This window comes from Neobacillus sp. DZ-9, from assembly GCF_059587065.1.
This window is the reverse complement of sequence record NZ_JCAIOL010000015.1, coordinates 1-21,844: the sequence shown is the minus strand read 5'-3', so window position 1 is coordinate 21,844 and position 21,844 is coordinate 1. Positions and strand designations below refer to the sequence as shown.

The 21,844-nt window shown below is 36.8% G+C and carries 20 protein-coding genes and 1 pseudogene; 7 read left to right on the top strand and 14 right to left on the bottom strand.

Annotated elements, in window-relative coordinates; translation table 11 throughout:
* Nucleotides 1-176: 176 nt before the first annotated feature.
* Nucleotides 177-671, bottom strand: a complete 495-nt coding sequence (locus tag AC59HZ_RS27880) for a cysteine hydrolase family protein (protein ID WP_496549024.1) — start codon at nt 669-671, stop codon at nt 177-179.
* A gap of 328 nt (nt 672-999) precedes the next feature.
* Nucleotides 1,000-1,632 carry a LysE family translocator gene (locus AC59HZ_RS27875; RefSeq protein ID WP_496549023.1) on the bottom strand — a complete coding sequence of 211 codons (633 nt, stop codon included), beginning with the start codon at nt 1,630-1,632 and terminating at the stop codon, nt 1,000-1,002.
* Between the two features lie 455 nt (nt 1,633-2,087).
* Between AC59HZ_RS27875 and AC59HZ_RS27870 the strand changes: the two genes are divergently transcribed.
* Genes AC59HZ_RS27870 through AC59HZ_RS27860 form a run of 3 tightly spaced genes read left to right on the top strand, consistent with a single transcriptional unit; the run spans nt 2,088 to nt 5,787 of the window.
* Nucleotides 2,088-3,587 (top strand): spore germination protein, encoded by a 1,500-nt coding sequence (locus tag AC59HZ_RS27870; RefSeq protein ID WP_496549022.1) that lies wholly within the window; start codon nt 2,088-2,090, stop codon nt 3,585-3,587.
* Nucleotides 3,572-4,672 (top strand): GerAB/ArcD/ProY family transporter, encoded by a 1,101-nt coding sequence (locus AC59HZ_RS27865; protein WP_496549021.1) that lies wholly within the window; start codon nt 3,572-3,574, stop codon nt 4,670-4,672. The genes AC59HZ_RS27870 and AC59HZ_RS27865 overlap by 16 nt, the downstream gene beginning before the upstream one ends.
* A complete protein-coding gene (locus AC59HZ_RS27860; protein ID WP_496549020.1) occupies nt 4,672-5,787 on the top strand; it encodes a Ger(x)C family spore germination protein in 1,116 nt (371 codons plus the stop codon). The genes AC59HZ_RS27865 and AC59HZ_RS27860 overlap by 1 nt, the downstream gene beginning before the upstream one ends.
* A gap of 714 nt (nt 5,788-6,501) precedes the next feature.
* Here AC59HZ_RS27860 and AC59HZ_RS27855 read toward each other — a convergent pair.
* From AC59HZ_RS27855 to AC59HZ_RS27830, 6 genes are all read right to left on the bottom strand, one after another.
* Nucleotides 6,502-6,675 (bottom strand): hypothetical protein, encoded by a 174-nt coding sequence (locus tag AC59HZ_RS27855; RefSeq protein ID WP_496549019.1) that lies wholly within the window; start codon nt 6,673-6,675, stop codon nt 6,502-6,504.
* A gap of 650 nt (nt 6,676-7,325) precedes the next feature.
* Entirely contained in the window at nt 7,326-7,577 is a 252-nt protein-coding gene (locus tag AC59HZ_RS27850; RefSeq protein WP_496549018.1) for a hypothetical protein, read from the bottom strand.
* Between the two features lie 170 nt (nt 7,578-7,747).
* Complete coding sequence (locus tag AC59HZ_RS27845) at nt 7,748-8,029, bottom strand: colicin immunity domain-containing protein (RefSeq protein ID WP_496549017.1); 282 nt, start codon at nt 8,027-8,029, stop codon at nt 7,748-7,750.
* A 381-nt stretch (nt 8,030-8,410) separates the two neighbouring features.
* Nucleotides 8,411-8,920 carry a transposase family protein gene (locus AC59HZ_RS27840; protein WP_496549016.1) on the bottom strand — a complete coding sequence of 170 codons (510 nt, stop codon included), beginning with the start codon at nt 8,918-8,920 and terminating at the stop codon, nt 8,411-8,413.
* Nucleotides 8,921-9,140: 220 nt separating this feature from the next.
* Complete coding sequence (locus AC59HZ_RS27835; RefSeq protein ID WP_496549015.1) at nt 9,141-10,700, bottom strand: amidase family protein; 1,560 nt, start codon at nt 10,698-10,700, stop codon at nt 9,141-9,143.
* A 1,075-nt stretch (nt 10,701-11,775) separates the two neighbouring features.
* Nucleotides 11,776-12,501, bottom strand: coding sequence for a MerR family transcriptional regulator (locus AC59HZ_RS27830; protein WP_496549014.1), 726 nt, complete (start codon nt 12,499-12,501; stop codon nt 11,776-11,778).
* Between the two features lie 637 nt (nt 12,502-13,138).
* On the opposite strand from AC59HZ_RS27830, the gene AC59HZ_RS27825 reads away from it, so the two are divergent.
* The 3 genes and pseudogenes from AC59HZ_RS27825 (at nt 13,139) to AC59HZ_RS27815 (ending at nt 15,012) form a co-directional block, all read left to right on the top strand.
* Nucleotides 13,139-13,471, top strand: a complete 333-nt coding sequence (locus tag AC59HZ_RS27825) for a winged helix-turn-helix transcriptional regulator (RefSeq protein ID WP_335348215.1) — start codon at nt 13,139-13,141, stop codon at nt 13,469-13,471.
* A gap of 339 nt (nt 13,472-13,810) precedes the next feature.
* Nucleotides 13,811-14,554 (top strand): NAD(P)-dependent oxidoreductase, encoded by a 744-nt coding sequence (locus AC59HZ_RS27820; protein ID WP_496549013.1) that lies wholly within the window; start codon nt 13,811-13,813, stop codon nt 14,552-14,554.
* A pseudogene (locus tag AC59HZ_RS27815) lies at nt 14,554-15,012 on the top strand (DUF2269 family protein). Before AC59HZ_RS27820 ends, AC59HZ_RS27815 begins: the two are co-directional and overlap by 1 nt.
* 244 nt (nt 15,013-15,256) lie before the next feature.
* Here the strand turns inward: AC59HZ_RS27815 and AC59HZ_RS27810 are convergent.
* The 4 genes from AC59HZ_RS27810 to AC59HZ_RS27795 all read right to left on the bottom strand — a co-directional run bounded on the left by AC59HZ_RS27810 (nt 15,257) and on the right by AC59HZ_RS27795 (nt 19,177).
* On the bottom strand, nt 15,257-16,621 hold the full coding sequence (locus AC59HZ_RS27810; RefSeq protein WP_496549012.1) for an alpha/beta hydrolase family protein: 1,365 nt from the start codon (nt 16,619-16,621) through the stop codon (nt 15,257-15,259).
* A 138-nt stretch (nt 16,622-16,759) separates the two neighbouring features.
* Nucleotides 16,760-17,143, bottom strand: a complete 384-nt coding sequence (locus AC59HZ_RS27805) for an ABC transporter permease (RefSeq protein ID WP_496549011.1) — start codon at nt 17,141-17,143, stop codon at nt 16,760-16,762.
* A gap of 1,062 nt (nt 17,144-18,205) precedes the next feature.
* Nucleotides 18,206-18,358, bottom strand: a complete 153-nt coding sequence (locus AC59HZ_RS27800; protein WP_496549010.1) for a YjcZ family sporulation protein — start codon at nt 18,356-18,358, stop codon at nt 18,206-18,208.
* A 351-nt stretch (nt 18,359-18,709) separates the two neighbouring features.
* On the bottom strand, nt 18,710-19,177 hold the full coding sequence (locus tag AC59HZ_RS27795) for a MarR family transcriptional regulator (protein ID WP_496549009.1): 468 nt from the start codon (nt 19,175-19,177) through the stop codon (nt 18,710-18,712).
* 124 nt (nt 19,178-19,301) lie between these two features.
* Between AC59HZ_RS27795 and AC59HZ_RS27790 the strand changes: the two genes are divergently transcribed.
* Complete coding sequence (locus tag AC59HZ_RS27790; RefSeq protein WP_496549008.1) at nt 19,302-20,066, top strand: DUF6022 family protein; 765 nt, start codon at nt 19,302-19,304, stop codon at nt 20,064-20,066.
* Nucleotides 20,067-20,555: 489 nt separating this feature from the next.
* Here AC59HZ_RS27790 and AC59HZ_RS27785 read toward each other — a convergent pair whose 3' ends face one another.
* Both AC59HZ_RS27785 and AC59HZ_RS27780 read right to left on the bottom strand, forming a co-directional pair.
* The gene (locus tag AC59HZ_RS27785; protein WP_241371180.1) at nt 20,556-21,050 is read right to left on the bottom strand and encodes a DinB family protein; all 495 of its coding nucleotides are present in this window, start codon (nt 21,048-21,050) and stop codon (nt 20,556-20,558) included.
* A 133-nt stretch (nt 21,051-21,183) separates the two neighbouring features.
* Entirely contained in the window at nt 21,184-21,690 is a 507-nt protein-coding gene (locus tag AC59HZ_RS27780; protein WP_496549007.1) for an NUDIX hydrolase, read from the bottom strand.
* Nucleotides 21,691-21,844: the final 154 nt, after the last annotated feature.

The window sequence follows — 21,844 nt, the reverse complement described above, 5'->3', positions numbered from 1 at the left end:
AAAAAGGCTGCCACAGCAACCCATCTTTTATATAAGTGCATAACAAGAAAGTCGTATGTTTATCAAATTTTTCCGGAAATCCCCCTTCATTTTTCAGGAAGTTCAGGAAAAGTTTTATCACCCTTGGAGCAGGGGATTTGTTATGGATTACTCGTTTTGATAAAAGCAATTCTTTTCTATAAAAAAGTTAAAAATCTATTATTCCAGAGATTCTCATGATGCTCAATGATTGTTTTAGCTCCTAGAAGGTCACTGTTAAGGGTGGTATTTAACCCTTTTTTCATAAATAATTTATATCCTAATCCATGAGCCATTCTAATAGTTGTATCTACACAATATTCAGTTTGTGCACCACAAATTTCAAGTTTATTTATATTTAATTTCCTTAGTTGTTCAATCAAATCAGTCTTGTAAAATGAGTTCGCATGTGTTTTGTTGATATAGATATCTGTATCCCTAGCATCTAGTTCCGGAAATAGTTTCCATTCTGGAGATTTAAGAATCAGATCACTATCATTATGTTGAACAATAATTATAGGATTGTTTTTTTCTCTAAATAAACGAATTCGTTGATTAACCCCATTTAATACATTCGCTAAGTTATAAAGTGGAACATTTTCAGGCTGAACACCTATTTGCAAGTCAATAATTATTAATGCTGTATTTTCCATAATTATTATTCTCCTCATACCTTTTTTTAATAATTGATCTACTTAACGTTATCATAAAATTTTCCTTATGTTCTTTTTTCCTTTAAGCAATTTTGCCTTAAACATAAAGAAAAAGCACAATTCTTGTTGCAGAATAGCGCTCATTAATGGAATAACTAAGATATATCTAAATCCTAAAATCACGAATTGTACTTCCACTAACACACCCGTTAGTGGAAGTACGATTATTCAAAAAAACCTTCAGATAAAACAATTCTGAAGGGTTTCATTTTATTTTTGATTCGGCTTAAACTTATTTATTTTAGGGGGCATCTGAGTTTTAATAAGTTTAGTTAGGAGCTTTTGTTTGAAGCAGCTTAATCCCCATGCCAATAAAGATTACTCCAGTTGTTTTGTTTAATACCATTCCAATTTTCTGGTTTCCTCTTAGTTTATTTGTTACATATGAAGAAAAATACGCAACAAATAAACACCATAACAACCCAGTTGTTGTAAAAGTTAGTCCTAGAATTAAAAAAGGAATCGGTCCAGAAGTCTGTGTATCTATAAATTGTGGAAGGAACGAAAGAAAAAATAACGATACTTTAGGATTTGTTAGACTCGTTAAAATACCTTGCGCATATACTTTGCGAATATTTAACTTATCGACTTCAGGTGCCTGAAACGCCGCATTTGATTTATCTAATAGCATGCGTATTCCTAAGTATACTAAATAGATAACACCTAAAATCTTAATCGTATTAAATAAGAAAACAGATTTTAACAGTATAATGGATAATCCAAACGCAACAAACAGTGTATGAATTAATGAGCCTGTAATGATTCCAAAAACGGAACATACTCCAGCTGTTCTCCCTTGAGAAATACTTCTTCCTACGATATACATCGTGTCTGTACCTGGAATTAAATTCAACAAAATTCCTGTAATTAAAAATACTTCATAATGAATAATACCATACATATTTATGCACCCTTTCTTTTTCAAGGTGCCCTTATTGATATTATAGGATCATGAAAGGTTTGGAAAGATTTTTATCTTATTTTACAAAAAAAATTTTAAAAAAATGATGAAACAGTTAATTTTTTTCTTGAACTAAACTGCCCCTTTAGTTGAACAACAAAAAAGCCGCCAATTATGGCAGCCCAATCTTCAAACTCTTGCACCTGTTAGCCATTCATGCAGCGCAAGATTGGTGCTGCACCAAAGCGAGTGTAAATGTATTAAAACCGTTAATACTGATTCTACGGATGGATGAGGAAGGTCGATAAACTATGGTGCTTTAGAGTCCATCCGTAGTCTGACTCCTTCCACAAGGTTAATTAATTAGGCAAATGACGTGTATACTTCAATTCCTGCATAATATTTCTGCCAATGTAAAAAATATGAAAAAGTGAACTCAGGGTGTGCAAATAAAAATGAGATTTTTGAAAAAGAAACATTCCGTTTATAAGGAACCTCAAGACACAATATTAGCAACAAATGACTTATATAAAAATTTATCATTTATTAAAGAATTAATGTGTGAAACTGATGATTTAAAGGTACATGAATTCATTTTCAATGATCAACCATGCTTGTTAATCTATTTAGGCACATTAGCAGATGAGAAACTGATTGATTCTATAATCATTGAGCCACTATTAGAACATAATACAGGTGTAATCGAACAACTAGTTAGGGCTTCTCAACTAAACAAAACTTCTGACCTTTCTGCAGCTGTAGGCAGTTTGTTGATAGGGAAATGTATTCTTTTAGAAGGAAATAACCCTGCTTTATATCTGATTGCTGTTCCAAAATCACAAGGTCGCTCTATAGAGGAACCTGCAAATGAGAAGGTAATTAAAGGTTCTCATGAGGGTTTTGTAGAGAACTTGAATACGAATATATTCCTTATCCGTCAGCGAATTAAGAGCCCTCAATTAAAGGTGAAGTATTTCAAGGTCGGAAATATATCGAATACTGAAATCGCCATGATTTATCTAAATAGTCTTGTAAATCATTCAATCATGAAGGAAGTTGAAAAAAGGATTTCTTCCATAAAAATTGATCAGTTGCTATCATCGGGCAGCTTAGAAGAGCTTATTGAAGATACTCCCTTTTCTCCATTTCCACAAATGTTGAATACAGAAAGACCCGATAGAGCAATATCTAATTTAACGGAAGGGAAAATATGCGTCATTGTCGATGGCGACCCAAGAATATTAATTATGCCCATCTCGTTTTTTGCATTTTATCAGTCCTCCGATGATTACACTAACAGGTGGATGGTTGGATCTTTCTTCCGATTTATTAGATTGTTCAGCTTTTTAGTTGCTATAAGCTTTCCTGCCATTTACATAGCGCTTGTCTCTTATCATTCAGAAATTCTTCCGTTTGGTATTTTGTACTCTGTCAGAGTTTCATTACAATATGTTCCTTTTCCCCCTTTACTCGAAGCAATGGTAATGCAGACCATTCTTGAATTATTAAAAGAAGCTTCTATCCGTTTACCTTCCCCAATTGCTCAAACGATTGGCGTAGTTGGCGGATTGGTAATTGGCACAGCAATTGTCCAATCTAATTTAATTTCAAATACGATGATTGTTGTTATTGGTTTTACAGCTATTGCTTCTTTTGTTGTACCTGTGGACGAAATGGGAACAAGTGTGCGACTGTTAGGGTTTCCGATGATGATAATGGCGGCATTGTTTGGTTTCTTTGGAATTGCATTCATGTTTATGATGATTTTTATTCATTTAAGCAAGTTAGAGTCTTTTGGAACACCTTATTTTGCACCTTTAGCTCCTTTGAAAGTAAAAGATCTTAAAGATACTTTTATAAGGCTTCCGATATGGCTTTTAAACAGCAGACCTACTGATGCAAAGCCAAATTTTGTAAGACAACAATGGTATTCTAGGGTATGGAAAAAGAAATGAAACATACTTTAAAAATTTCAAAATTTCAGCTTTATTTTTTGCTCATTCAGTGTCAAATCGGTATTGGAGTTTTATCTTTGCCATCCGTTACACAAAAAACCGCAAAAGGAGATGCTTGGTTATCAACTATTATTGCAGGTATTGGTATTGAAGTTATTTTAGTAATTTATTGGTTGTTGCTAAGAAGATTTCCAACTTCTATCCTAACAGAAATTACAGAAAAGATAGTCGGGAAAATGGTCGGCAGAATCCTAAATGGTTTCATTTACATTTACTTTGTCTTAGTAGGAAGTTATGCGCTTATTTTATGTATCAGATTAACAAATAGATGGATATTGCCTATAACCCCTCCATGGATTTTAGCTTTATTTATCATCATTGCAAGTTTATATTTAACATTTGATGATATTAGAATAGTGGCAAGATTTTTTACATTTGCCTCTTTCCTCTATATCGCTCTAATTGTGATTTCCCTTTTTAATTTCTCTCATGAACCGGATATCCACTATGTGATACCGGTAGGGCAATCAGGGTTAAAGAATATTATGTTGGGATCGAATGAATCCTTGATTTCTATGTTAGGGTTTGAAATTTTATTGGTCATTTATCCTAATATCCAAAATAAAGAAAAAGGCTACTTAAAAACGATTTCTTTTGCCAATCTTTCTGTTACCACTCTTTATACGTATTTTGTTTTTATAAATTTAATCAGTTTTAGCCCTGGTGTAATCATGCAAATAAAGGAACCGGTATTATATATGTTCAGAGGCTTATCAAGTGAGATTATCGATAGACTGGATTTAGTTTTTGTAACGGTTTGGATCGTTCCAATGACAACTTCAGTAATGGCATATCTATTTATGGCAAGTAAAAGCCTCAGTAAACAAAAAAACTCTTATTCTAAAATCGTAGTTTTAAATAGTTTACTCATTTATGCTATTAGTCTTATCCCTTTTGACGACGAAAAGCTAAATCAGTTCAGTAAATTTATTCAATATTTGAGTTACTGTTTAGTATTTGGAGCCCCGTTGCTTCTATTATTACTATCATATATGTTTAAAAAACAAGAAATGGATGAGATGTAATGCGAAAAAGCGTTTTTTTTATGTATTGCCTACTTATCGTTTTGCTGTTAGGAGGCTGTTGGGACCAAGATAGACTCGTTAAAAAATCATTAATAAATGGTGTAAGTTTCGATGCAGGAAAGGATGGAAAGATAGTAGGGGCGGTACGGGCACTAAGACTTTTGGGTAGAGGCGGAGGGCAGTTTGAAGCACATGATGAACTATATAAGGCGGACGGCTATTCAGGATCAGAAATTTCTCAAAATCTAAATAAATTGCTGGCAGGAGAACTTGATACCAGCAAAACCCATGTGATTATAATAGGAGAAAAAATGGCAAAAAAAGGGATTATCCCTCTATTGGAGCCTTTTTATCGCTCAAAGAAAACTTATTTAGGCTCAAAAGTCATCATAGGGAGAGAAAGTGGATTTCAAATCCTTTCAACAGAGGAAAAATCAAGCCCGATTGCATTTGACATCTTACAATTAATTGAAAGTGTTGAAGCAACCGGCAATATCCCAAAGGTGTCCATATTTTCCCTTTGGTCTAAAATATGGGAACCAGGAAAAGATATTGTGATTCCATTGGTCGAAAAAACAGATTCAGGGAAAATAAAAATTGGGGGCTTAGCATTATTTAACGGGCAGAAATACTCAGGAATCTCCCTGCCTGAGTATGGTTCACCTATTTTACTGATTTTATTAGACGAACTGCATAGAAAAAATATACAAAATTTTCGAATATCTAATTCGGATGGTCGGAAAGAGCCTATTAGCATGATGATATTGAAATTGAAAAGAAAAGTTAAAAGGGATGTAAATGAAGCAAATAAAAAAATACATTATACAATAAATCTATCCCTTTCGCTTCGGATTCTTAGTTTCCCTCAGCAAGCATTTAAAGAAATAGACATAAATAAGGTAAACAAACAAATATCCGCTGAACTGACAAAACAAGCAAATCTAGTTACTAAAACTCTTCAAAAAGCCGATTGTGATGCTTTGGGTATTGGGAGAGAAATTGAAAGTTATTATCCAGAACTTTGGAAGAAAATCAATTGGAAAGAGGAATATAAAAATATTAAAATAGATACGAAAATAAAGGCAAAAATTATAAGAACCGGTACTTTGTTTTAACCGATTCTGAATGGAAAAGAATTTAATAAAATTTGTGTTGATGCCATTGAGTCAAAAATATTTGGCTACGTTACTTTTCTAAAAATAGGAATCCACATGGATACCTTTAACTGCTTAACACATGTAGACAAACATTCTGGACTGGCTGACAAATACAATGTTGTTTTAAGTTATAAACAAGGGTTGACCTTAACCTAGTAAAAGGTATGTTTCTGTTAGATAAATACCATAAATGGCAGCTCTAATTGTTAGAAAGCCTAAAACTTTCTCGTTTTTAATTCCCTAAATCAGTAATAATGTTCATCAAACGAGTTTTTTCTTGTTCCACTAACCTGCCCCGTTAGTGGAACAAGGAAGCCTCAACCATAGCAGTCTCATATCCCGTTATGGAAAAAAACACCAATCATATACTTTGTTTTTTCAACCTATATTTTATGATAACAACGGTAAGAACAATTAAAAATATAAGGATGCTTAATCTATCTTGAAATTTCTGCTCTAATGGTAAGAAGTTTTTCACGAACATTAATAAAACAGCAAAAAAGTAAATAACACCTGATTTCTTAGCTATTCTTTCCATAAAGTCTCTCCTTTTTCCTATATCCTTAGAGTATCATTCTATGAATTGTGAAAGATTTCCTTCTAAAGCTAACCTGCCCCGTTACTTGAATAAGAAAAAAGCGATCCTTCGTTATGGAAGCATCGCAGCCGTCATTATTCCTCGGTTGGTTTTTCATTTTTATAAAATTCTTTTGGCTTTTCCAATTCTTTCTGATGGCGATTCGTCCAACTGTTTACAAAACTCGGTAGCGGGTTCTCTTCTTTCTGTTGTTTCCTCTTGTTTAGCCATTCCCGAATCCGTCTACGCAACCTTGACCGTTTCTTCAACGTTTCCCCCCCAATCACCTTCATATTTCTCCTTCGGCAATCCAACGGGTTTCCATTCTGTGTTTCACAAGTGGTGTATGTTTTAATTTTAACAGGTTAGTGGCAATAAAGACAAAAGCTATTTACCTGTGGTTACATCATTGGCAGAGAAAAAAGCGGAAGTATCTGTTCCGCCGCTCCTTGCCGGCCTATTTTTTTATAATGGTTGCACTTTCCCTATCCCTAATTCAACTATTAGCATTTTTCCTGTAGGTTTTTTACTCTGCAGCCTATATGAAAAAACAGATTCATCAACTAACCCCCCCCCGTGTGCACAATAAGAAAAACTGCCAAAATGACAGCCTTGATTTTCAACTCTTGCACCCGTTAATTGAACAAATTTTCTTTCCAGTCGGCACATTCTTCCTGAATTAATTGATGATTTTATGTTAGGGGAAGCACTTATGGGAGATTAATCCTTTTTCTGGTTGTTGCGCCAGCCTTTCTGATTTTATTTTAAGTAGAAAGGTATTACTATTTCGTTTTACCAGCCAACCTCATACTCTTTCCTTCAAGAGGCTCAACCTTTTTTTAAAAACTGGTTTTTCTGGGTCTGTTTTTTCATGCCCTTTTTCCGTTTTTATTTTCATGGGAGTTAAATAGTCTAAACATTAAAACTTTTTGATACCAAAGGCTTTCGAGACTAATTTCACTAAAAAATGTAAGAAAAAGTAATACAGGAAAAAATTAAAGATGAAACCTAGCCATTGAAAACTAAAATGACCTGTTACAGATTTTCCTAGAACCTCTGCTGGAAAACCGAATAATTGAAACAATTCATTATTCTCAGGACTAGACGCAGGGATAAAAGCACAAGCAAAAGTAATTACAAAACTTAGTAAATAGAGTTGTTTCTTACTCATTGAAATCCTCCAAGAAAAAATGTAAATTTTTTAGCTTTATCTAAATAGAAAATGTTTTAAATTCTGTACTTTATTAAAAAACCCTTTATTCTGAACTAAACTGCTTCGTTACATGAATAAGAAAAATGCCTTGCTCCTATTGAAGCAAACCACCCATTAGTTGAAAAAATTTAAAGGTTTTTCAATAAACTATTTAATTTAACCAAAGCTTCATTTACTTCTTTTCTTAGTTGCTGTTCGGATATTTCAAAGGCAGTTTCTTGTCCTGGAAGACATTCGTGCCAATAACAATCAACTGCTTCAAAAACTCCGTTTAAGATTTCGAATAACTTGTTGCCCATTCTTTCTGTTTCATTTTTAAAAGTAATTAGATACTCACGTTCAAAATCATCAACTGTGATTATTTCGTTTATAAAATCCTCCATTAAGCTCTTATATTTATAAGCAAACATTTCTTACCCTCTTTTTGAATTTTCTTACAATCCATTCTAATGGTATTCCTTCTTCAAGTAAACTGCTTCGTTAGTGCAGTTAACACAGCTTAACGAATGTGTATAAATATTAGGGTTTATACAGTTTTTTCTGAGTATTGATTCATAAAGATTAATAAACATACTACCAAAACATACATCAATTAATTGCCAGAAACATAATAATGGTTACCAAAAACCACTGTTTTTGTAACTACTCTGTCCATTTATCGGTTGAATGATTGCCATTGGCTTCTATAATTACCAAAAGATATGTCCAAAAGTATTACCAAATATCTTTACCACAACTTTAGCCGTACTCTTGGCTACTTTACTTTGCGGTCTACAGTACGAACCCTGTGACTAGGCCTTGTAAGTGCGACTAACAACCTTCCTTCTTAGTATTCGAGTTATCAAATGGGAAACATCAATATCTAATGAAACGATTTGTACGTCCTCCTGTTTCCCGTTTGTAATAGTAAGATGGGTTACCGTAGCGTCAAACAATGTAAGAATCTTTACAGATTCTTCAAGGATGATGGATTTCCAGGCGTCTGTTTTAGCTATTTGGTCAAAGCGTTGTCGCAAGGTTGCACTTGAAGGTACCTCTTGAATATCTAGTGCCAGAGAAAAAAATGGATCTTCTCGAAAACCTTCAATGTATTCAAAATCATTTTTGCTTTGAGAGAGTAACTCTAAATACGAATGAATGATATCACCGTTCAGAATCCCTGGGGTAGAACGGATTTCAGGTATTTTCAATGACGTAAATCGTTTAGATAATTTGGATTTTGAAAGTATTAATCCTACTAAACCAAGACCAGAATGAGTCGTTAATGTTTCATCGGAATTCTCTAAAATAAATTTAACCATTTAAAACCCCTACTGGGTGAATAAAAAATTTCAATCAGATTTGATTGATAACCTTATTATATCAATGGTTTTAGGTGCTTTACAGACGGAAAATTTATTGTTTCATCACGGATTCAGGATATTCATTTAAATGGATAAAAAAACCTCTATATACTTTCTTATTAGCCAAAAAAAATAGCCACAGATATGAAATCTGCGGCTATATTACTTAATTAATCCATTATGGAGTGGATACTGGTGAAACACGATGATGGGTCGCCTGTTCAAAGGAATAAGCGATTTGGATTAATGTAGGTTCACTCCAAGGACGGCCAAGGAATTCAATACCGATCGGAACTCCAATCGGAGCTGTTTCAGTGGGACTGGAAAAACCAGCTGGAACTGTGACCGCCGGGAACCCTGAAATGGCGCCGATAATTCCATTTCTACCTGCCTGATTTTCACCCACTTTAGCAACAAGCTGATTCTGATGCGGATAAACGAAGGAATCAAGATCATTGTCAGCCATCACTTTAACGAGTGTATCCCTAAGCTTCATTCCATAAACTAACCGTGCTTTATATTCCGGATCCTCCATAGGATTTTCCCTTTGCTCCGTACCCAATAGGAAACTTTCAATCCTCTTATCATACGTTTGTGAATCGATAAGTTCTTTTAGGGAGTGAATAGGAGCATTAGGTCCTAGTTTTGCCAAATAATCATTAAACAGAGTTTTAAATTCATAAGATGTAACATCATTTGCCAGTGCTTTGTTTGCATCGATTTCTGGAATGTCCAGAACGACGACTTCAGCTCCTTGCTTTTTCAAATCTGCAATTGCTTTTTCCATGACTTTATTGACTTCCTCATGTTCCGGTCCATTTCCGTAGAGAGTCTTTAGGACGCCTAGCTTTTTCCCTTTCAAGCCATCTTTTTTAAGAAAAGCAGTGTAGGTTTTCTCAATATGGCCGACATTCCAAGCGGTTGTAGGATCATTCGGATTATATTCTGCCATAGCATCGAGCATTACGGCCGCATCTTCTACCGTTCTCGTGATCGGTCCGACTGTTTCTTGAGTGATTGTAGCCGGCATAATTCCTTCACGGCTGAGTAGACCTTTCGTCGGTCTAAAACCAACCAGACTGTTGGCGGAACCTGGTGAACGAATCGAATTAACACCATCTGTACCCATTCCGGCTGCTCCAAAATTGCTGGCAACGGCAGCACCTGTACCACCGCTGGAGCTTCCAGGCGTTCTTGACAAATCATAAGGATTAAGTGTTTGCCCGCCTACTGGACTATAGTTTTGCGAAAGCATCGCAAGTTCGCCAAGATTGGATTTAGCCAGAATAATCGCCCCGGCCTCGCGCAGCTTTTTGACAACAAAGGCATCCGTGGAAGGGACGGAATTTTTTAGCGTAAGCGTTCCTCCTGTTGTCGCCAGCCCGGCTGTATTAAAATTATCCTTTATAATGATCGGAATTCCATGCAGAGGCCCTCTGATTTTTTTATTTTTCCTCTCTTGATCGAGTCGGGCAGCCTCTTTTAAAGCAGCTGGATTCACGGTGATGATACTGTGCAGATTTGGCCCTTTTTGGTCATATTGGTCAATCCGTTTTAGATACATTTTTACCAATTGCTCTGAAGTAACTTTTCCGGATTTTAAGTCTTTTTGTAAATCTCCTATTGTTTTTTCTTTAATTTCATAGGGTTTTTTATGGTCTGTCCCCTTTGCAAAAGCCGTCATATAGAATGTAGAAAATACGAAACAAAGAACAGCCAGTAATTTAATCACTTTCATCAATTCATCCACCTTTTAACGATTTCGACTGATACTCACTTTAAGCGGGTTCTTGTGGTGAAGGTTCTGCCTACTGTCGACAGAAAAAATGAACTGCATTTTACAATCTTTATTTGATTCTATTCCTATCCCCTCACTAATTAAGCTTTCGATCACACCCCCATACATTTTTCGGTAAACGCTTGCAATTATCTGTCTTCTGTCGAGAGATTAACAGAGTAAAAAAATTACTATGTTGCTTAATATGGAACGTAGTTTCTTATTTACTCCGCACATAAATAGTAGCAAACGATTTCAATGAACTCAATATAATTTTCAGAATACACAGAAAAATAAATCTTTTATACTAGTAATATTTTCCTCCCTGCCATAAGAAAAGAAATTACTCTTTCCATCTCGCACTTTTCCATTGTTTACCACACCCCAATCCATTTTAATCCAACATTTACAATCGGCAATAGTGCCAATACACTAACCAATCATGCAGATTTAGCTTTGTATCCTGCGAAAATTCAAGGAAATAAATTCCGATTTTTCACGAACGAATTAAAAAGACAACGGAACAGGAATTAAATTTGGAAATGTTTCTGTCAACTTCAATGTCCGTACAGTGACGAAGAACCCCTTCCATTATTAAAGCGATTTACAAGGGACACAAAACATCCAACCTATCAGGGGTCACGTCACCAAAAGTGAAAAATTGTACGTTTAGACACAATTTAGACACATTTTAGCCGGTTACCTGTACGTTAAGGAACCGGCAATTGTTATTCTCTTACTTTTTGACCTGTATTTAGCAATTAAAAAATGCTGTTTATGGCAGTATGTTTTTAAATGCAAAAAACTGGAAATACGCAAAAAATGAATAAAAACTTGCATATTTTCATCTTATTGATAATTTGGAATATTAAACAAAAGCACCCGTTACTTTAAGTATAATCCTTCACAAACTCATAAATTGTTAAAGTAGAAAATTGTATGTTCCTTTTGACAAAGAAATGTGAAAAAAGAAGGAAACACAAAGAAAACCGTATGCTTCACATTACATACGGCACTCTTTGAGAATTCAACAAAATTAAATGTGTGACATTGCTTCTTTAATATACAAATAAAGGTCTTTATCCATCCCATATTGCAATGAATTGTTTTGATTTTCTGAATGGAAACGTTCTGCGGCTTTAACTATTTCTTGGTCTCCAGCAATAAACTTATTGGTTAATTCCTGCCACTGAATTGCTAATTGTATGACCCGTTGGTTTTCTGGTGGGGTATTTTTTTCAAATTCGCTCCTTACATTATCTATTAATTGAGACCATTCAATTTCTATTTGTTTTTTTTCATCATCACTGAATTGTTCAGTTTGTTGTTTCATCCGTTCTAATTGTTCTTTCGTGAAATACTTTTCAACCATATTAGTCACCTCAATTAAATTAATAAACTGATTAACACTTACATCCTTTTGTGAATTGAGTAATTTATATATTGCTTCTAATCGGATATACAAATTTTCTTGCAGTTCAATTTGTTTTTTAACACTGTCTAATTGCATTTTAATGATTTGAACACGATTAAGGCTTTGATTTTCTATAAAGGCATTTATCTCCACCAGAGAAAATCCCAACTGTTTTAGTGATATGATTTGTTGTAGCCTTTCTATATCTTTTCCTGTATATATTCTGTGTCCTTTATCGGAAAGCTGTGATGGAGATAATAGCCCAATTTGATCATAATGGTGTAATGTTCTAACTGTAATCCCTGTAAGCTTAGCTAATTCACCTATTTTCCAGTTTTGTTTTTCCATAATCCTCCCTAATTTCGTACGAAATGTTTTTGTCGACAACTTTACTATAATTCATAACGCTACGTCAGATTCAAGCCCTTTTTTTTATATAAAAAACATTTATTTTTCTTTTTCAAACAAGTTACTATCTAAGTTTTATTAAACTGCCCCGTTAGCTGAACAAGAAAAAGACCGCCGCAGCGATCTCATCTTGAACTCTTGCACCCGTTAGTTTAAGTGCATTTTTCACAAACTTTAGAACTAATTTCATTTATTACAGGAATGCTGCCCCTATAGTTAAAGAAAAAAATCCTGTAAAAACAAATTTTAATCAAACGCTTGTAGATCTTCTCAGCACCGCAGGGTAGGTCTATTTTTATGCATTTTATACGATACAACACGAGTAGCCTAAAACACGTGTGTGCTTCAGGCTAAGCTTACAAAAAAAGATGGACATCCATCTTTTATCTACCATGCAACTAATTTCGGCAATCGTAAAAGCCCAGATCTATATTTGTTCCTCAAAGCTACTTCTACAATCCTTTTTTATCCTTTTTAGTTTCATTTGATTGACTTGGTTGTATAATCTTTTGTAAAATTTTGTTAAGTGTTTACTTCAGATAATGCACTTACTTAAAAGCAAGGGGAGGATTTATCAATGATTCATCAGCGTGAATGTCCAGTTGAGACACTCATTCATGTTTTAGGTGGCAAATGGAAGCCAATGATTTTATGGCATTTGATTGAATCCAATAAGCGATTCAACGATCTGGAAAAGCTTATACCTGATGTTTCACAAAAAATGCTTTCACAACATCTCCGTGATTTGGAACGAGAAGGCATCGTCGATAGAACGATCTACCCTACCATCCCTCCAAAAGTAGAATATTCCCTTAGTGAATACGGCAAAACATTGATCCCTGTAGCAGAAGTCATGTGTGCTTGGGGAGAAAATCATAATAAGCGGAAATATAAAGAATCAGCGTCTTAAAGCTGGTTCAATAAACTTGTACACTAATTCAATCAACTCAAACAAAAGCTGCCACGAGATACCGGGCTGCTTTTGTTTACCTACAGTCGGCACTCCTGTTATGAATTAATTTTCGGGTTTGAGTAAATAAAACTCCTGATAGTGTAGGATTGTCGCCAATATGTCTTTAGAAATTTCCTGTCCTTCCGAACTCTGCGTGAACAATTAAGTCATCCCATTCTGTCATGCTTACTTTAAAGTAAGTACCTTACTTTAAAGTGGGTTCTTACCATAATATTTAAACGATGCTAAGCTTGAGTTGACCAAATATTAGGAGCCTTTTAAGAGGAGGAAAAAACAATGAAAATTATTGTTTTTGGAGCGACGGGGAATACAGGAAAAAGAGTGTTGGCGCACGGGATAAAAATGGGGCATGAAATGACCGCATTTGTGCGAAATTCTGAGAAGCTTTATGATCAATTAGCTGAGCATTCCGCACAGCCTGTGAAGGCGATCGTGGACGATATTATGGACCCGGTCAGCGTCGGTGAGGCTCTCGCGCATCAAGACGCCGCTATTATTGCAGCCGGCCATGCGGGCCAGGGAGAAGAGTTTGTTCGAATCGTCGATAACATTATAACCCAATGTGAATTCCAACCTAGTTTCCCTGGGCGGGTATGGATAATGGGAGGAGCCGGTCTGCTGGGTATTCCATATACCGATCTTATCGGCAACAATTTACCCGGCTTCCCACCTGAGTATAAAAATCACAACCGGAATTTCGAACGGCTACAGCAGACTCAACTCGATTGGTCCATTATGTGTCCGGGAACAATGATTGATTCGATTGAGCATCCAGATCCTGTTCATCTGCATGTAACAACGGAAACCTTGCCCATTCCGATTCCGGAGATGATCAAGGAATATTCCGAGGCAGATATAGCCCGTCACTTGTTCAGCCGACTTCAAGAGCTAGATGTTGCTTATGACGATGTCGCGAAATGTATGCTGGACCATATCGAGCTCGGGGGATCGTTTAAAAGAAAAAGGGTCGGTCTTGCCTATCAAAGCGATATTCTGGTGCACCGAGGAGAAGGGAGATAATCGGTTTGGTTGGATTACTGCTCGTTTTGCATATATTGGCTTCGATCGCCTTAATTGGTCCAGCTTTCGTGATGCCCATCATTCGAAGATCCGCTAGATCCGTCGGTCAGCTGCGCTTTGCTTTTGGTATAACGACCAAGCTTGCCATAATACCTAAAATTGGCGGAGCCGTACTTATTATAACCGGGGTTTGGCTTATGATCATAACCAAGATGGGGTTATCTCAAATGTGACTGAATGTATCCTTCCTTTTATCGTTGCTCATTGTCGTCATGATCGACGGATTCATCGAGCCACTTATGAAGAAGATCATAAAAATCGTATCTGAAAGTCAAGACCAGGGTAATGAAATACCCGCCGAGTTCGGACTGTTGATGAAAAAGATCGTACCAATCGAGACGGCGGCACAACTGCTGATGATTGCCATATTGGTGCTTATGGTCGTTAAGCCATTTTAAAGAAGCTGACGGGAAAGAATTATAATTTCTATATATATTTCTAGCAAAAATAACTCATTTCCTTCTTTCACTAAACTGCTTTGTTAGCGTAACACGGCTGCCGATCCATGTCGGCAGCCGTGTCTTAGTTATTTATTAATACTAAAGTATTTAAACGAAGAACGAATGCAACTAGCGGATACGAACTATTTAATAAAACAAAAATATTCTCACCCTGCCTGGATTCTCCCTGATGAGGGCGAATCTATATTAGAAGTCCCCAGTAAAACGCCCAAGGAATGAACATAACACCAGCTAAAGCCAATAAGAAAAGTTGTATTCGAACTCCGCCAGTGATCTGGTGCAAATTCCGACGCCATGACGCAAAAGTGAAGATTGTCAGTACAATAGTCGCGACGGCTAGGAGTCTAAGAACAAGCCAAGGTATGGGTTGGCCTAAAACTACAGGACCGATAAGATTCGCGGCAGTAACCACAGTGAAAAGGAAATAAATCACGAACCCAAGAACAGTTGTCAAACCAACGGCAACAAGCCAACGTGCCGGTAATTGGGCCAACACAGCACTGCGCCGTTTAAATACAATGCGGTATAAAGCAACTAAGGGATAACTGCCGAATGCAATTATGAAAATAAGAAGAGCACCGATCTGCAGCCAACCGGATTCAAGCCATGAGAGCGGCATTAATGCAACGCTCTGTCGATCCTGATGCGGCGCCACCTGAACACTAATGATCGGAGCGCTTTGAGCTAAACCATTAACCCAGGAACCTACTGTATCTGCGAAACCATCGGCGAGCTCATTGGGTCTGTCAAAGCCTCCATTGAAAGTAACATTCAAGTTATGTCGAGCCCCTTCAATAAAAGCAATCGTATAGAGGGTGTTACCTCCATGTTCAAGAGCCTGCTGAATAATGTGAGAGCTCTCTTCCGGCACCGCTTCGCGATCGAGAGCCCCCCACAATGCTAGCACGGGTTGATGGACTTGCTCCCAAGACGGTACAGGATCGTAATCATGCTGAGTAAACAAGCCTGCATCGACAAGCTGCCTGATACCGTTTACCTGCATCATTTTCAGAAACGATCCGGTTACACCGGCATGGCGCAAAAATTCGCCATAAGCCCATGCCTGCTGACGTGCCGGCGAAACACCCACTGCGCCTGCCGCAATAACAAAAGCTGTTTCAGGAGCCTGTTTTGCAGCAAGTGGGGCTACCCAAGCTCCCTCGCTTAGTCCGAATATTCCAACCTTGTCCGGATCTACATTTTTCTGTGCCCGCAACAGTTGCATACCTGCAATGGCATCATTTGCGAGTATTGAATAATCCCGATGCAACATCGAATAGCCTATTGATCTTTTGTCATAAATTAAGGTGACAATTCCGAGTTTGGCGAACGCCTCAGCTTCATCCTGAAACTCATCACGCTTGACAGGTCCGGCTCCACTTACCATAACAACTCCCGGGTAGTGCTTGCCAGTTGACGACGGAGCCACTATCGTTCCATGCAGCGTGACATCTCCATCACCGTGAAACGAAACATCAGTGCTTGTTACACCATTGGATTCAGCATTCGCTGGAACTGCGAAGAAAAAAAGCATGGCAACCATCATCGCAAGGATCAGCGCTGACCGGGATATTTCTCGACCCCTAACATAAGATCGTACTAACATCATTCATTACCTTCTTTCTTGATAATTCTATTAAGGGGCATCCGTATGTTCGATTTTTCGGATCGATAAATAAGCGACCTACAGACCTGCTACCGTCAATAATACCGATGTCGCAACGATTGAACCCATAGTCTCCCTAAAAATACTAGTCGTTGTAATTAGCAAAACGATAAAGGACGACAGAATGGTGGTAGGAACCGATTTTTTCGAAATGCCGAAGTATAATGGGATTAAACTCATCCCAGCCGCGGCAGCTGCTTGAACAACGATTTTTATCGCCTGTTGCACTAAATCTTCCATGGCTAACGAGCCAGGAATATAACTGACTATGGAATCGGCGATCCAGAAAATGAAGGTTACAAATACATTGGAAATCAAGATCATCGCAAAGGTTAGCGCACATACGATTAAGAGCTTCGAGAGTATGATCTTTTTTCGATTGATCGGGTACGTGAACAGCAATGAAATGGTCTTGTTTTCCCCGATAATCAGCCTAGAGATAAGAACCGCCGCATATAGGATAAAAACAACCCTGACTAACCTATCATGGCAAGATTTCTTGTATTACTGCTCTTTTCTCACCAATGCGTTCCTTCAAAACGACCCAATCACCAATAGCAGGAAAAATGTCGCGCCGCTTAAACGTACTAATCCATCATGACGCATTTTTCCTGATATTTCTGCGAGCAACTCATCATGCTCTGTACACACCTAATATATGTGCTTATGCTCAGAGACTATCCGTCCTACAGTTAATCCACGCTTTGAAAATGGCTCATATTTCTCTTCCCAATAGGTGTTCCAACCTAAATCTTTTAATGACAGTTTTCATTCCTCCTGATTCAATCTTAGTGTTAGAAGCGTAAAATAGAGATACCATAACATCACGTCCTTTTAAGTTGATGAAAATATTTTACCATATAATGGAAACTTAATGTAAACAAAAATATAAATTCTATTCAACTATCCTGCCAGTTAGCGGAACAAGAAAAGCGACTGCCCTTATTGAACAATCGCACCCGTTACTTTAATAAGAAAACGCTACTTCAAAAAAGGAAATAGGGTTTTTTTTCGCCTAAGGTGCTGGTTGCTGGTGAACAGCTCTACCTGGAAAAATTAGTTGGTTTAGACAAACATCATAGTGATAGGACAAAATGAATATTTTGCTTAAAAATGTAAGAAACGTCTGCTGTAAAAGCAAACGTTCCTAAGAAGTAATGAGTTATGTAGATGTTAATGGTTCTGGTGGTAGTAATAACATATGTACAAGAAAATAAAACTGAATTGACAAGTGCTGATTTAAAGTGAAAAATGTTGATCATTCTTTAACAAAAAAATCACCTAAAAAAAGGCTTAACCCGCTGGTTATTCACTTGAACTGATGCATAAGCTAAAGTGTAGCCGGAAGTACCATATCCATATTCACCTCCTTACACATATACCTTAATAGGAGTAGTTTCAATCATAAAAAAAAGCCCTTGAAGGGCTTTTTCTTATATTAAAGATAATTGTTTTGTTTTTTACTTAGCACCAGACCGATGTTCCTACGATGATTAACAAGATAAACAATACAACGATTAAAACAAAAGTGCCACAGCCACCGAAACCGACACCGCCGTAGCCATAACCGCCGCATCCGCAACCACCAAATCCCCCGTATCCACCATATCCAAACATTTCATAGCCCTCCTTTTAAATTCATTCCTTATAAAATATGTTGAGAATTTAAGGATGGAAGGGCTATTTCCCTAGAATTTTATAAGGGCATATCTATAGCCTATATGAATCTGTATTTTGGAAAGGCTTTTAAATTAAATTTTTTTAACCTTGATTGGACTCACCATTAAACCAATCTTCCCCGTAAGAAAAGCTGCGAAAATGACTGCTCTGATCTTCAACTCTAGCACCCGTTAGTTTAAGTGAAAATCCTCACAATCTTTTTTTACCTTAACAAAATCTAATCTTCCAAATGCACGGCATGCCTACTCCAACTTCAACTGTTAGGATATCGATTGAATGATTTCCACTTTATCTTACTTTCTTTGACTCTTCGTGAAGTATAGCTCGACTGCGGGCTACAAAGTCAAAAAGAAATTTAATCTCCTGATCATTATATTTTTCGAATAGTTCTCTCATAGATTGGCTAAAAGAAGCGAAGAGAGGGAGAATCTCTTTCTCCACTTTTTGAAGATGTACATTAATGATGACCCTTCTGCGGTCATTCGGATCTTTATCCCTATACACATAACCAGCTTTTTCTAGCCTGTCAATCACGCCAGTAACAGTTCCTGTCGTAAATCCGGTCATTTCGGCCAGCTTGCCAGCAGTCATTGGATAGTTCCGCAAGATAATATCTAGACATTTGTGATCTGTCGAATTCAAGCCCAGTCTTTCAGCCACGTTTTGATGGAACATGATGGTTTCCGTGCTGAAGTTCCTCAATTCCTCATTAAATAATTCTAATAATTGTTCCCTCGATAAATTTTTTTTCAACATTTTGAAAACCTCCGCATATAAATAATATATCTCACGAGATAAGATTCTTATTAACCATAATATATTCAAAAACTACAGTAATAGTTCAATGCATATGCACATTATTAGCAATCGTTAGACTCGGATGTCTTATTTGAGTGGGAGAAAAAATATGAGAGGTGTTTTTTCAATGAATTCACTGAAAGAAGTTCTTTCGCAAAATAATGGGATTACTATTCATACGCTTGCAAATTACATGAAGCAATATACTCGGAATAATTGGAAATCCGTATTGCAAGAATATCAATCGGAGTTTCTGGATGCATTTGATAAGTCAGGGGAATTTGCCTATGGTATCTTCGGACGTAAGTTGTTCGGGCCTTTGATCAAAGAAATTGAGCGCGAAGGGTTTGTCTTGGAGTCTGATCATTTGGCTTCTTCCGTGGAGTATTGGGGGCCGCCGGAAGAACGGGAACGGTGCATGTGGCATATTTGCAAACAAGCCGATGGCACTCCAATAGGGAGCTTGGTCACCCGTGTCTTTCACGATCATACGCAGTTTCGTATACCCCGTTCACCTGATATCATAGCACTTGAGAAAACGGAAAAAAGCGAGATCGTCGAGGCGCTTTCCCGTGCTTCCACCCGCATCACCAAATATAACGAATTCACTGGTACATTTTTAACAGAAAAAATCGACAATGACGAACAAAAGGAGCAATGTTGGGAATACAGTGTTGAGGTCGGATTGGGAGATTATCTTGAAATCGATAACCCCGAAATGAGCGAGGGGATGCTTGACCATGCCCTTTCTCTTTGGGGACACAATAACTGGGAACTAACGTCTGTTGTTCCTTATCAGGGACGTCTAGTTGCGTTCTTTAAACGTCCTGTTTTCGGAAGAGAGTAGAAATTAAAAGTAAGCACTGAAGTTACCCGCCTTCTAAGATGTAGTACCATGGGAATTAAATGACTCTGTTTGTTACTTTAATCCATAAAAACGAGCGCTTAGCAGATTCTTGCTCGTAGGAAAACTGCGAAAGTCATTTCGGTAAACAGATTGCAGTTGATCAAACGGTTACTGTTTCTATCTAAAATTGTAGCTCCCCCCTCGATATCTTCTACTCCTTGACGTATGGGTATCTTAGGGGGGCGCTTATATTTTTTATTGATGTACACTTTACCCCAAAAAGCTTTAAACCCTGTCAATCCTTTTTTAAGTAAATGTCCACAACTTAAACACGTTATCTTCAACAATCTGGCCCGATTGTTGAAAAAAAGCTAATGACGATTGTTCAACTAAACTGCCACGTTAGTGGAACAAGAAAAAGAACCGCAGCTGCGACCCTTTTGTACTCAAGCACCCGTTAGTTCAAGTAGACAATAGTGCAACTTTTATTTATTTATCTACTCCTGCATCTATTTTCCAGCTATTTTGCAACTTCCGGATATAAATGATCTGACCAATATGATATGCGTTATGAGTTGACACATTTCCGAGTATTGCCCACCATTTCACGTGTCCAGGATAACCATTAACTTCACTCTCAACTTTTTCTTCAGATAATAACTCTTGCCAACGTAAAAGCACCTCTAATAGTTGTTTTTTTAAGTCAGCAAAAGTATGATTTTCAGGAATAATAAAGCTGTTATTATTATTTCCTATTGAAGGCACAGCATCAACGTGAGATTTTTGGTACCTTGTTTGCCATGTTTGATTCCAATATAGTAAATGCTGCACAATTTCAGCAATACTATTACTTTCTTCGTTTGGCTTCCAAAATGCATGTTCCTCAGATAATCCTTCAATTGAATCTGAAAATGGTAGGTACCAACTTGGGTCATTAGCATTTGCCAACAACTGATCCGATAAAACATCTTTTGCATGAACCATAACAAACACTCCTAATTTTTATTTCCTGTTTTTTCTAAATCTTTATACAAAGTTATCTTTTTATATTCTACATAGTAAATTGATTGTCCTGTTCTTATTAAGCTAACCTGCTCCGATAGTTTAACAAGAAAAGTTAATTTTGAGAAAGATTTTTTAACCACTGTTCATTCCACTGAAAATATAATTCACTATTTTCCCTATGTAAAAATAAATCTTTAGGGTAAGGTAAAGCAAGTTCAGGCATATTACTTGGACTAAAATATTGAAGTTCAGCCGTTTCGTTATCTATTGGGCTTAGTTCACCACTTTGAATAACGCAATCAAACATAAAGACGTTATACTCCACTTGATGACCATTAGGATATTGGTAACGAAAGTCTTTCCCACCAAATACACCTAATAGCTTTTTGGGCACAACATATAATCCCGTCTCTTCCCATACTTCACGAACAACTGCTTCCGCGGGTGCTTCTCCAAGTTCAATTGCACCAGCAGGGAGACTCCACTTCTCGCCATTTCCTTTGTTTTGTAATAAAATTTCTCCCAAATTGTTTCGAACAATCCCTGCTACACTTGGCATAAAAATTAGTTCATTACCGACTTTTTCTCGGAGTTTTTTATAGTAATCCGACATCCCCATTTTCTAACCACCTTGAGTTATTTATTTCTTTATAAATTCTCTCCGATTAAAAAAAAAATTTCCTGTTTTTCTTCAACTAAACTCCCTCAATAAAGAAAGGAAAATCTCACGATTTCTTCGTTTTTCTTAGATTTTCATAGTAGTTTATTTACTA

Coding starts and splice junctions, on each gene's coding strand:
- AC59HZ_RS27880 (WP_496549024.1), bottom strand. CDS start 671: ATGGAAAATACAGCATTAATAATTATTGACTTGCAAATAGGTGTTCAG.
- AC59HZ_RS27875 (WP_496549023.1), bottom strand. CDS start 1,632: ATGTATGGTATTATTCATTATGAAGTATTTTTAATTACAGGAATTTTG.
- AC59HZ_RS27870 (WP_496549022.1), top strand. CDS start 2,088: ATGAGATTTTTGAAAAAGAAACATTCCGTTTATAAGGAACCTCAAGAC.
- AC59HZ_RS27865 (WP_496549021.1), top strand. CDS start 3,572: ATGGAAAAAGAAATGAAACATACTTTAAAAATTTCAAAATTTCAGCTT.
- AC59HZ_RS27860 (WP_496549020.1), top strand. CDS start 4,672: ATGCGAAAAAGCGTTTTTTTTATGTATTGCCTACTTATCGTTTTGCTG.
- AC59HZ_RS27850 (WP_496549018.1), bottom strand. CDS start 7,577: ATGAGTAAGAAACAACTCTATTTACTAAGTTTTGTAATTACTTTTGCT.
- AC59HZ_RS27845 (WP_496549017.1), bottom strand. CDS start 8,029: ATGTTTGCTTATAAATATAAGAGCTTAATGGAGGATTTTATAAACGAA.
- AC59HZ_RS27840 (WP_496549016.1), bottom strand. CDS start 8,920: ATGGTTAAATTTATTTTAGAGAATTCCGATGAAACATTAACGACTCAT.
- AC59HZ_RS27835 (WP_496549015.1), bottom strand. CDS start 10,700: ATGAAAGTGATTAAATTACTGGCTGTTCTTTGTTTCGTATTTTCTACA.
- AC59HZ_RS27830 (WP_496549014.1), bottom strand. CDS start 12,501: ATGGAAAAACAAAACTGGAAAATAGGTGAATTAGCTAAGCTTACAGGG.
- AC59HZ_RS27825 (WP_335348215.1), top strand. CDS start 13,139: ATGATTCATCAGCGTGAATGTCCAGTTGAGACACTCATTCATGTTTTA.
- AC59HZ_RS27820 (WP_496549013.1), top strand. CDS start 13,811: ATGAAAATTATTGTTTTTGGAGCGACGGGGAATACAGGAAAAAGAGTG.
- AC59HZ_RS27810 (WP_496549012.1), bottom strand. CDS start 16,621: ATGATGGTTGCCATGCTTTTTTTCTTCGCAGTTCCAGCGAATGCTGAA.
- AC59HZ_RS27800 (WP_496549010.1), bottom strand. CDS start 18,358: ATGTTTGGATATGGTGGATACGGGGGATTTGGTGGTTGCGGATGCGGC.
- AC59HZ_RS27795 (WP_496549009.1), bottom strand. CDS start 19,177: ATGTTGAAAAAAAATTTATCGAGGGAACAATTATTAGAATTATTTAAT.
- AC59HZ_RS27790 (WP_496549008.1), top strand. CDS start 19,302: ATGTCTTATTTGAGTGGGAGAAAAAATATGAGAGGTGTTTTTTCAATG.
- AC59HZ_RS27785 (WP_241371180.1), bottom strand. CDS start 21,050: ATGGTTCATGCAAAAGATGTTTTATCGGATCAGTTGTTGGCAAATGCT.
- AC59HZ_RS27780 (WP_496549007.1), bottom strand. CDS start 21,690: ATGGGGATGTCGGATTACTATAAAAAACTCCGAGAAAAAGTCGGTAAT.